Origin of the sequence: Frankia umida, assembly GCF_023242945.1 — a bacterium.
Taxonomy (GTDB): Bacteria; Actinomycetota; Actinomycetes; order Frankiales; family Frankiaceae; genus Frankia; species Frankia umida.
The window spans coordinates 463,810-475,247 of record NZ_JALKFT010000001.1; the positions used below are offsets into that span (position 1 = coordinate 463,810).

At 66.9% G+C, this 11,438-nt stretch carries 7 protein-coding genes; 4 read left to right on the plus strand and 3 right to left on the minus strand.

Features of this window, described 5'->3' with window-relative positions; genetic code table 11:
- Window positions 1-807: 807 nt before the first annotated feature.
- Window positions 808-1,428, plus strand: coding sequence for an ATP-binding cassette domain-containing protein (locus tag MXD59_RS01875; protein ID WP_283096163.1), 621 nt, complete (start codon window positions 808-810; stop codon window positions 1,426-1,428).
- 25 nt (window positions 1,429-1,453) lie between these two features.
- On the opposite strand, the gene MXD59_RS01880 is transcribed toward MXD59_RS01875, so the two are convergent.
- From MXD59_RS01880 to MXD59_RS01890, 3 genes are all read right to left on the minus strand, one after another.
- On the minus strand, window positions 1,454-3,247 hold the full coding sequence (locus MXD59_RS01880) for an alkyl/aryl-sulfatase (RefSeq protein ID WP_248823167.1): 1,794 nt from the start codon (window positions 3,245-3,247) through the stop codon (window positions 1,454-1,456).
- 122 nt (window positions 3,248-3,369) lie between these two features.
- Entirely contained in the window at window positions 3,370-5,280 is a 1,911-nt protein-coding gene (locus MXD59_RS01885; RefSeq protein WP_248823168.1) for a SpoIIE family protein phosphatase, read from the minus strand.
- 171 nt (window positions 5,281-5,451) lie between these two features.
- Window positions 5,452-5,886, minus strand: a complete 435-nt coding sequence (locus tag MXD59_RS01890) for a response regulator (protein ID WP_248815110.1) — start codon at window positions 5,884-5,886, stop codon at window positions 5,452-5,454.
- A gap of 148 nt (window positions 5,887-6,034) precedes the next feature.
- On the opposite strand from MXD59_RS01890, the gene MXD59_RS01895 reads away from it, so the two are divergent.
- The 3 genes from MXD59_RS01895 to MXD59_RS01905 all read left to right on the plus strand — a co-directional run bounded on the left by MXD59_RS01895 (window position 6,035) and on the right by MXD59_RS01905 (window position 11,376).
- Window positions 6,035-7,570 (plus strand): sensor histidine kinase, encoded by a 1,536-nt coding sequence (locus MXD59_RS01895; protein WP_248823169.1) that lies wholly within the window; start codon window positions 6,035-6,037, stop codon window positions 7,568-7,570.
- A gap of 583 nt (window positions 7,571-8,153) precedes the next feature.
- Complete coding sequence (locus tag MXD59_RS01900; RefSeq protein ID WP_248823170.1) at window positions 8,154-9,671, plus strand: carbohydrate kinase family protein; 1,518 nt, start codon at window positions 8,154-8,156, stop codon at window positions 9,669-9,671.
- A gap of 91 nt (window positions 9,672-9,762) precedes the next feature.
- Window positions 9,763-11,376, plus strand: a complete 1,614-nt coding sequence (locus MXD59_RS01905) for a PfkB family carbohydrate kinase (protein ID WP_248823171.1) — start codon at window positions 9,763-9,765, stop codon at window positions 11,374-11,376.
- Window positions 11,377-11,438 lie beyond the last annotated feature (62 nt).

Sequence of the window (11,438 nt, forward strand, 5' to 3'; positions counted from 1 at the left end):
ACCTCGTGGACGTTCCCACCGTGTCCACCCTCGGGTCCGGCATTATTCACAAGATCTCCTCTCGATCTTCCCGGGCATCCTCCCACCTGACCCCTTGTTCGAATGCACCGCCTGCCAAAAGTTCGGTCAGCGAGGTGCAATGGAGAAAATCGCTGGGGGTGTCACACCTGTGGCGCGTAACTCACCCGTTCAAACAAACGATGTTGACTCGGCCGGCCTGTTTCCGGGCGGCCATGTACGGGTCGCGACCGACTGGCTTCGTTCAGGATCAGGCGGGTGGCGGGCTCTCGCCGGACTCCCTCGCGGAGTTTGTCGAAGGCGCCCCTGCGGTGATCCCGCACCGGGTGCGGGGAGACGAACAGGGCCGCGGCGGCGGTCCGGGGGCACGTCCAAGGGGGTGCCCGAGGGCGTACCCGAGGTCGTGTCCGCCCAGGAGGCGAGCGCGTCGGTGTGCGCGACATGATCGTCGTGCACCTGTCGATACCGGGTGAGTTCCAGCTCGCGGTCGCCGCCCCGGCGAAATCGGCGTTGCCGCTGACCTTCGGAATGTTCGCCGATGGAAGGTGCACTCGAAGTGCCGCACGCCATGTGTGCGAGCGCTTCGCCGCTCCGCGTTGGTCGCCGCCCCGGCTGGCGCCGCGAGTTTATCCCGCCGTGTCCGGATCATCTACGGCACCGCCCGACCCGGCCGGTTAGAACAACAATGGAAGTGAGACAGTTGTGTGACCCACGAAACCAACAATCAGCGCTACCGCCGGGGTGCGGCCGACATCGCGACGAGCGAGTTCGGCGCGCGGGGTCGGCTCGTTGCCGGGGGAGGCGGTGGGCTACATCGGCGCGAACGGCGCCGGCAAGTCCACCACCATCAAGATACTCACCGGCATTCTCGTCCCGACCGGTGGGACGGTGACGACCTGCGGGCTGCGACCGGTCGCCGACCGTCGCCGGATCGCCCGGCAGGTCGGGGTGGTGTTCGGCCAGCGTTCCCAGCTGTGGTGGGACCTGCCGCTGCGGGAGTCGTTCCGGATCCTGGCCGCGATCCATGCTCTGCCCGGTGACGGTGACGTCGAGCGGCTGTGCGACCGGGTGCTGGTCATCGACCACGGCCGGCTCGCCTATGACGGCGACCTGGCCGGTCTCGCCCGCGCGTCCGGCGCCGAACGGGTGCTGGCCGTGGTGCTGGCCGAACCCACGACAGACCTGACCGACGTTCTCGGTACCCGCCATCTGGCCAGCCAGGCCCGTGGGCTGCGGCAACGCCTCGCGTTCGACGCGGAGATCACCACGGCGGCCCAGGTGTTCGCCGCCGTCGCGCAGCGCGCCGAGGTTCTCGACTTCACCGTCGAGGAACCCGACATCGAGGACGTCGTCCGCCGCGTCTACGCCCGCGGTTGCGTGCCCGTGGTCCGCAGCTCCACCGACAGGTGAACGTCATGGTTTCTCCCAGCCGGGGTCAGGCAGTGACGATCGCGAAGGCGGGATTCGGGTCGTCGAGCAGCGATCGCAGCCGGGACAGGACGCTCGGATCGCCGTCGACCGTGAGATCGTCGGCGGGGATCCGGCCGCCGAGGAAGCCGAGCAGTTCCGCCCTGGACAGGCGCACGGTGGCATCCGGGGCATCGGTGGCGGGATCGGACCAGTGGGTCAGGGCGCCGTGGGACAGCAGGCTGCGGTGGATCTCCTTCTGATCGGTGATGGCCCAGTCGAGGGTGAAGGCCTGCCCCCAGGCTCGTGGGCCGTTGATCCTGATCGCGAAGGAGTCGAGGATCTGCTCGATCGTCAGTGCGCCCGCCAGGGCCGTGGTGTCGACGTCCGCCGCACCGTGGGCCGTGCCCTGGCGGAGTTCCTGGGCTCCGGTGAGGTAGAAGTTGCGCCAGGTGCCGTTCTCCGCGCCGAATCCCAGGCGGGTGTAGACATCGGCGAGCAGGTCCCGGGCGTCCTCCGACGCCGGATCGGCGAAGACGGCATGGTTGAGGAGCTCGGCGGCGAATCGAAGGTCGCCGTCGTCCCGGTAGGCCCGCGCCTTCGCCACGACCGCTTTCACCCCGCCGATGCAGTCGACATATCGGCGGGCCGACTCCACCGGCGGGTGTTCCCACAGATGCGCGGGATTGCCGTCGAACCAGCCCAGATAGCGCTGGTAGACCGCTTTCACGTTGTGGCTGACCGAGCCGTAGTAGCCGTGGGTGTGCCAGGACCGCGTCAGCTCGGGATCCAGCTCGACCAGCTCGGCGATCTCGGTTCCCGTGTAACCCAGGTTCATCAGCCGCAGGGTCTGGTCATGGAGATAGGCGTAGGTGTCCCGCTGGTCCGCCAGGAACGCTCTGATGGCCGCGGTGCCCCAGGTGGGCCAGTGGTGCGAGGCGAAAGCCACATCGGCCTCGTCCGCGAACAGGATCATCGTTTCCTGGAGATACCGGGACCAGACGCGGGCGTCGCGCACCACCGCACCGCGCAGCGTCAGGACGTTGTGGAGAGTGTGGGTGGCGTTCTCCGCCAGGCACAGCGCACGATGGTCCGGAAGAAGGAAGTTCATCTCCGCCGGCGCCTCGGTGCCGGGCGTCATCTGGAACACGAACCGGACCCCGTCCAGGACCTCCTCCTGCCCGGTGCGGGTGACGTCCACCGTCGGCGGGATCAACGAGACCGTGCCGGCTGACGCCGTCTGTCCCAGGCCGGTACCGACCAGCCCGCGAGGCCCCGGTTCCAGTGACGCGCCGGTGTGGTACATCCCGCGGCGCAACATCGCCCCGCCCGCGTAGACGTTCTCTGTCACCGCGTGCCGCATGAAATCCACCGGTGCCACGATCGGGACCCCGCCGGTGACCACTCCGGCGACCCCGCCGAAATGGTCGATATGTGGATGGGTGTAGATGACCGCGGTCACCGGTCGGTCGCCCCGATGTCGCCGGTACAGTCCGAGTGCCGCGGCGGCCGTCTCCGTGGACACGAGCGGGTCGATGACGACCACTCCGCGCTCGCCCTCGACCAGTGTCATGTTGGACAGATCCAGGCCCCGCACCTGATAAAGCCCCTCGGTTACCTCGTAAAGGCCGTGCCTCGCGCACAGTCGGGACTGTCGCCAAAGGCTCGGATGTACCGTGGGTGGGCATTCGTCCGCCAGGAATCGGAACGCCTCGTTGTCCCACACCGTCCGGCCGGCCTCATCCCGCACGACGCATGGTTCCAGCGCGCCGATCAGACCCCGGTCGGCCGCCTCGAAATCCAGCTGATCGCCCTTCGGCACGCGACCCCTCCTGTACCTGGCCATGGAAAAGCACCACAGACGGCGTGCGCCCACGGGACCGGAATTCCAGTCGGCTTCGTACGTACCCAGAGCTGCCGTGGCCACGCAGGTCGGAATCTGGTTCAGGGGCCGGCGGGAAACGACCGGTACAGGGGCGCCGCGCGCAGCGCGAGAAGCGCGATGTCGTCCTCTCCGGTCCGCGGCGCCATTGCGGCCAGGACACCGTCGCAGAGGCCGGCAAGGGCAATGCCCTGGCCAGCATGGCCTTCGCCAGCAGGGGATTCGGTGGTAAGGCCTTCGGTGGCGAGGCCGGTCAGGACCCCGCGCAGGGCGTCGAGTCCCTCGTCAAGCGAGGTGCCGCGGCGTTCGACGAGGCCGTCGGTGTAGAGCAGCAGGACGGCACCGGGCGGGAGGAACGCGCTGTGGTCATGGCGGTCGGCGTGGGTGTCGAAGCCGAGCAGCAGGTCGGTCCGGGCCGTTTCGAGGATCTCGGTGGATCCGTCAGCGTGCACGAGGATCGGCGGCAGATGTCCGGCATTACACCAGTGGACAGTGCGTGTACGCAGGCTGTCGGCGTCGCTGTCGCCGGGGTCGGCAGCGGCCTCGACGCGGACGAGGACGACGGTGGCGAGGGCGTCCACGCCGAGACCCGCCGCGGTGTGCTCGAGGGCGCTGAGAACGGCGGCGAGTGGACTGGACCGGTCCGGACGGTCCTGTCCACCGGCCGGGACGTGGCTGACCGAAGGTTGGCTGGCAGAGGGTTGGCTGGCAGGGCTTCGGTCGGCGGGGATGCGACCGTCGGCGACGGGGGTGAGGTCGGCGGTGTAGGCGAGGGTGCGCAGCAGCCCGCGCAGCTGCGCCATCTTCGCGGCCGCGGTGCTGTCGTGCCCGGTGACGTCGCCGATCACCAGGACGGTCGAGCCGTCGGTGTGCTCGAAGGCGTCGTACCAGTCGCCGCCGACCCGGGCGGCGTCCTGGGCGGACTGGTAGCGGACCTCGATCTGCAGGCCGGCGGGGGTGGGTGGTGGGGTCAACAGGGCGAGTTGCAGGGCCTCCGCGAGTTCGCGTACCTCCCGGGCGGTCTGTCGTTCCTGCTGGGTCGCGCGGATGCGGTGCAGCGCCTGGGCGCACTGGGCGGCGAAGCCGTCGAGCAGGTCGAGTTCGCTCGCGGACGGCTCGTGTTCGTCCACCCAGGCCGCGGCGAGGCTGCCCAGGACCTCCCCCTGCACGGTGAGCGGCAGGATGGCCCAGCCCAGTCGGGCGGTGTCGGCGTAGACGTCCGCCATGATCGGATCGAAGGCGTGGCCGGACGCGACGGTGGGCAGCAGAACGCGCCGCCCCGTCCGGGCGGTCCAGCAGCTGGGTAGCGGGCTGTCATACGGGACGGCGCTGTAGGTGAGCCGGGCCCGCTCGCCGAGGGCGGCGTTGAGGGTGATCCGCCAGTTGCCGGTCTCGTCGGGGGAGACCACGGCACCGCCGTCCGCACCGAGTGTGGCCAGCCCCTGGCCCACCACGACGGCTTCCAGGGCTTCGACGGTGTCCACCGAGGTCAGCGCGAGGGCTACCTCGGCCAGGGTGGCGGCCTGGCGGGCCGCCACGTCGCGCTCCGCCGACGCGTGCAGCAGCGACCGGGTGATGGACCGTTCCCGCTCCAGGATCTCGTGGCGTTCGGTGACGTCGAGGAAGTAGGCCACGACCCCGCCGGTGCCTTCGATGTCTCCGATGACGTGGATGTCCAGCCACCGGCAGAGCGGCTCGGGGTAGTAGATCTCGATGTTCTCCGGCTTGCGCAGGCGCGCGACGCGCCGGTAGACCGTCTCGAACTCGGTGCCGACCACCGCGGGGAAGATCTCCCACAGCGATCTGCCGAGCAGTTCCTCGCGAGACCGGCCGCACAACCGCTCACCGGCGGGGTTGACACCGTTGCAGCGCCAGTCGCCATCCCAGGCGATGAAGCCCACCGGCATCGTCTGCAACAGCTGCCAGGCCTGACGTTCCACAGGGGTCAGGTCCCGCTCCGAGCCCGCGGTCACTGCTCCCACCCTTGTCGTGCACGGCCGATGACAGTCGAATGTTCCTGCCGAAAATAGCCGAGTCCCCGGACTCGGGCCACAGGTGAGACGGACCAGGAAGGGGTGGATCAGACCTGGGGTGGATCAGACCTGGGACGGACCGGGCGGGTGCGGTGGGCCGCAGGTGCCCGGTCAGGGACGAGGTAGCCGAACCAGGCCCAGGTAGAAGTCGTCGATGGTGTGGATGGTGCCGAGGAAGTCGTCCAGATCGGTGGGTTTGCAGACGTAGGCGTTGGCGTGCAGCTGGTAGCTGCCGGCGATGTCGTCGGGCGCATCGGAGGTCGTGAGGATCACGACCGGGATGGTGCGCAGCTCGGAGTCGGCCTTGATCGCGGCAAGCGTCTCGCGGCCGTCCATCCGTGGCATGTTCAGATCGAGCAGGATCAGGTCCGGCCGCGGACGGGCCGGGTCACGCAGGTACTGCAGGGCCTGCACCCCGTCACCGACAGTGTGCAGATTCTGGCCGAGTCCACGGGAGAGGAACGCTTCCTCGATGAGCAGGGCGTCACCGGCGTCATCCTCGGCGAGCAGGATGTCGTAGGGGCGGCTTGGTGCGGCAGCGGTCATCGGATCCCGGTTTCGATCGCCCCACACTCGTCGTGCGGTGGTTGGTGCCACGTCATCATGGCATGACCGGGACGTCCAGTGTGGCGATCTTGAAGGGTGTCCGGCGGGCGGACCCCCGGTGCGACGGACCGGTGGAAGGCGGACGAAGGTGACGTCGCAACAGGCGGTCCAGGGCCGGCCGTCCGGCTGGACCACCAGCCGGTGGTTGTCGGCCGGGGTGGGCGGCGCCCTGGTGGTGCTGGTCACGCTGGGTGTGCTCGGCACCTGGCTGCTCGCCCACGCGACCTCGGTGAACCAGCGCCTCATCGACCGCAGCGCCCCCGCCCTGCTCGCCGCGGTCCGCCTCGACGCCGCCCTGGTCGGCCAGGAGGCCGGCGTGCGCGGCTTCGGGATGACCGGGCAGGCCGAGTTCCTGGCGCCGTACCGCCAGGGGGTCGAGGAACAGAACCGGCTGGCCAGCGAGCTGCGTCGGCTGCTGACCGCCGACGGCAGCCGCACTGACACCCTCGACGACCTGCTCGGACGGGCCACCAGCTGGCACCGGGTGTACGCCGACCGGGTCGTCGCCGCACCTCCGGGCGCACCGGTGGCGTTCGCGACTGCGCGGGCCACCACCGGCAAGACGGCGTTCGACGCCCTGCGCGCGGCAAGCCACACCCTGCAGGAACAGCTGGGCGCCGCCCGTGCCGAGGCCCGGGCGGACCTGATGCACGTGCGCCGGCTGCGGAACTGGACCTTCGGCGCGATCGCTGCCGTGATCCTCGCTGGTGCGGTCCTCGCGTTCGTGGGTCTGCGCCGCGCCGTGTCCGCACCGCTCGCCCGGCTCGCCAGCGACGCCGACCGGGTCGCCGCCGGCGACTTCGACCATCCGATCCGCACCGGCGGTCCCGCGGACATCCAGACCGTGGCCCGGACCGTGGACCTGATGCGTGATCGCCTCGCCGCCGCCCTCGTGGCCTCCGAACAGGCCCGTTCGGACCTCGACCGCCGGGCCGAGGAACTACGCCGCTCCAACACCGACCTCGAGCAGTTCGCCTACGTCGCCTCGCACGACCTGCAGGAACCGCTGCGCAAGGTGACCAGCTTCTGCCAGTTGCTGCAGCGCCGCTACGGCGGCCAGCTGGACGAACGCGGCGACCAGTACATCGGCTTCATCGTCGACGGCGCCGCCCGCATGCAGAAACTCATCCAGGACCTGCTGGCGTTCTCCCGCGCCGGCCGGGCGGATCACCCCGCCGAGGACGTCGACCTGGACGTGGTCCACCGCCGCGCCCTGGAAGGTCTCGAGCTGGCTGTTCGGGAAAGCGGTGCGCGGCTGACCCACGACCCGTTGCCGACGGTCGCCGGACACCCGGCCCACCTGGAGATCCTGCTGACCAACCTCCTCGGCAACGCCCTGAAGTTCCGCCACCCCGAGCGCACTCCGGTCATCCACGTCGGCGCCGAACGCGACGGCGACCGGTGGCAGATCAGCGTGACCGACAACGGTATCGGCATCGAGGCCCAGTACAGCGAGCGCATCTTCGTCATCTTCCAACGCCTGCACAGCCGGGAGGACTATCCCGGAACCGGCATCGGCCTCGCCCTCTGCAAGAAGATCATCGAATACCACGGTGGCACGATCCGCCTCGACACCGATCGCGCCGTCGGAACGTGTGTGGTGTTCACCCTGCCGGCCGCGTAGCGCGATGTCGACGAAGGTGCACCGTCCCGCTCCGCCGCTCTCGAACAAAGTTACTTTCTGTAGCGATGTTGCGGGCTGTTGTGGGGCGCTGAGAGCCAAAGGGGTCGTCGTGGGGGCATTCGTGCCCGATTTGCCCCCCACGGCGACCTGTTTGCTGTGATCTTGCTCCGTGGCTGGCCGCGGGGTGTAGCGGCTGGGGAGTTCGGGGTCCGGGACGGCGACTGTTCGCGGCGGACGGATCCGCCAGCCCGCCCGGGTCTCGTGCACGCCGCTGCCGCGTCGTGTGTAACCGCTAACTGATAGGGATCGCCTACGCGCTGCCGCCTGTAGGTGAAGAGCGCTGGTTACTGCTCGAAGATCAGCGATCCACCCACCCCGGGTTCCGGTGAAGGCCCCGTGCGGCGTCGGAGCAAGCTGCCTGCCGCGAACTCTCAGCTACCTGTACCTACCTGCGTCTACCGGAACGCTCGTCGGTGATGGAGATTCGGATGACAGCAGGCTCGGCCGCGCATGATGATATGTTGCGACACTTTACCGTTCTTGGCTTCCCAGCAGATCATCGGGGGAACGTGTGCTACCAGCTGTGCCGGATCTCGTCGGCGTCGGGGCGTTCAATGTCGACTTCATCGCCACGGCATCGCGGCTGTCTGCGCGGGCTGAAGAGAAAATCGGCGAGTCGACCTCACGATTCGAGTGGAACGCAGAGGGACCGGTCGCCGAGGAGGTGGTCCTCCGGGCGATGGAGAACCTGGGCGCCCACACGCTGGATTCCTCGCTGGGTGGCTCCGCTTGGAACACCATCTTTTCCCTGGCTAACATGGATGCCGGTCTCACGCTTGGATACGTCGGCGTGCTTGGCCGCATCGAGGCGCCCGGCCTTTCCTTTCTGCGGCAGATGGTGGACCTCGGAATAGATCGTAGGATGGTTTCGGTCCGTCCTGACCTGAGGGCCGGGATCTGCCTCTCCTTCATCGAAGATGATGTTCGGGTTATGCTCACCTCGCCCTGTGCCAACCTGGAAATGGCCAGTTATGTCGACAGTCGATTTGATGATCTTGTGGCTTATCTCGCGGGCGCTCGAGCCGTACACCTCACTTCGTTCCTGGACTCGAGGACTCCGGATGCCGTGGCGCGCCTGTTGGAGGCGGTGGTTGCTCGAAACCCCGATCTCCTGATCTGTTTCGACCCAGGCCATGAATGGGCCGTTCGCCCAACGGAGGCCGTGCTGCGAATACTTGAGCTGACGCATGTTCTGTTTGTCAACTACAAGGAGTTCAAGGCTTTGGGATCATACTCCCATGGAGAGGCTGACGACGAGCTTGGTCGCAGAGTTGTCCGGAGATGTGCGCCAGGGGCGACCGTTTTGGTGACGAAACGTTATGACCTCATTGAAGTTTTCTCCGGTGAGGCTGGCGGATCGAGTGCCGACATGAGTCGCTACACCTACGACTTTGCAGATCCCGACCGGGACATAGAGGACGCCACGGGAGCCGGTGATGTGTTTGCAGCGGCGGTCATCTCCGCGTTGTTGTCGCAGCGACTCAAGCTGGAGCTCGGCGCGCACCTCGGCACCAGCCTGGCTCGTCTGAAGATTCGCTACATGGCTGCCAGTGGTCATTTTCGTTTTCCGGACCTGGCACGTGGATACCTGCAGACCAGAGCACAGTATGCTATGCCGAGGCCGCGTCGAGACGCGGTTCTTGTCGCGCACGATGGTGGTTCGACCTGGGAACCGCTGGAGCGATTTCTTGTGGAGAACTGCGCGGTGCGCGTGACCAGGCTCACTCCGACGGATCCGGGGGCGATGCCGTCGAGCCTGTCTCGCCGGCAGCTCGAGGAGTCCGGCTTTGCGATCTGTGTGATCGCACCCGAGGCCGACTCGGACCGTCCAGCCAGCCGGGCCGACGAGCGGCTCGTCCACTTTTCTGGCTACCTGCAGGGATATTTCGGTTTCGACCGGGTTGCGCTACTTGTTCAGGATGGCTGTCATATCTTCAGTAACATGGCGGGACTCCTTTGCCTTGGGTTCCGGCCGGGTAGTGTCCAGGATTCCTTTGTCGAGCTCGAACGGATGCTCCGCAGGGAGGGGATGATGCAATGACGGTCGCCGCGGATCGGTTCGGCTACATGTCGTTGCCACGCTGCCCGGCGAACCTTTGGACCCGGCCGGTCGTGATGAAGGAGAACCGCAGTTGACTCAGCACCTGTCCCGGCCAGACACGGTTCCTGACTCCGAGCCACCTCCGACAGGTGTTCCTGGGCTGCCCGAGCCGCTGGACATCGTCGGTATCGGTGCGCTCAACCTCGACTACATCGCCGATACGTCCGGCGACCCTGGGCTGCGTCGGCTGCTTGCGGACGGTGGTATTGCCGTCGGAAGCGGTGGCCCGATGCCGCTGACCTGGGGCGGGGAAAGCGCGGTCGACGAGAGGACCATCTACGGGATTCTGGAACTCGTCGATGCGTCGTCTCTTTCGTCATCGCTGGGCGGGTCCGCATTCAATGCGATTTACGCGCTCGCCCAGATGCGTCTCGACCTTCGACTGGGCTATGTGGGCGTGGCCGGCCGGGTGCCACTGCGCGGCCAGTCCAGCATCGCAGAACTGGCGCGTTGGGGGGTGGACACCTGCCAGACCTACCCCATCAAGGAGGCGATGTGCGGGGTCTGCTTCTCGCTGATGGATGCCGGGGAAAGGACCCTGCTCACTCATGGTGGTGCGAATGCTCGCATGGGTGCCGTTATAGAGGAAAATTTTGAGGCGATCGTCTCGTATTTGACCCGTGCCCGTGTTGTTCACGTGACGTCGTTTCTTGACCCAGAAACGCCATCGAGGCTGCTGCGGTTGCTGACCATGCTCCGGGCTGCCTCGCCGAACGTCGCCATTACTTTTGACCCAGGCCACGTCTGGTCGGCCGAGCGCTCCGTCGACGTACTCGGCATGGTCGCCCTGGCCGACTATCTGTTGCTCAACGCCGCCGAACTCGCGTTGATGGGGCGGGCAAGTCCAGGAGAGTCGGACGAAAAAGTTGCGGCGCGAGTACTGGATCTTATGGCAAGCGCGCAGGCGGTTGTCCTGGTCAAACGGCCGGCCGGAATTACCCTCTACCGCAAGGACGGCGACCGGATCGCTGCTGATGTTTTTCCGCAGCAGCCACTTCCCACCGAGGAAATCCGGGATGCAACGGGTGCTGGTGACGTGTTTGCCGCCGGGCTTCTTTCCGTGCTCGGCAGCACGCGCCTGCAACTGGAGTTGGGTGCGCTGCTCGGCATGCGGCTGGCGCGGCAGAAGCTCAGGTATGTGGGCAGTCAGGGTCATGCCAGCTTTGCTGCCCTGACCCGTAGTTTTATTGCGGCCAGGGAAGCGGAGAGGTATGAGGATCCGCACCCTGGCGGAATTTTCGTCGCGCATGGAGGAGACCCACAGTGGTTGGCAGTCAAGGAATATCTCGAGCGCGAGTTTGCGGCCCCGGTCCACAGCTTCGAGTCGGGTGTGTGGGGCAGCAGTCAGGTCAGCAGTGTCCTCGAGAAGTATCTGAACCTGTGCGGAACCGCCATCTGCGTGCTGACCACCGAGGATCTCGTTGAGCATGGTCGCGGATTTGCTCGACAGAACGTCGTTCACGAAGTAGGTCTGTTTCAGGGCCGATACGGGCAGGATCGAGTGATAATTTTGGTGGAGGAGGGCTGTCGATTTCTTCCTGACATCGGAGCGACGCCTCCACTGGTGTTCCCGCGTAACTCGATCAAAAAGACTTTCTGGTCACTTCGGGAGGAACTCTTGCGTAAGGGGGTCCGCATCAGATAGCCTCTGACGGGGTCAGCCGAAACGTGGCGCAATATGAATGCGTCACACGGTTACGGTTAGGT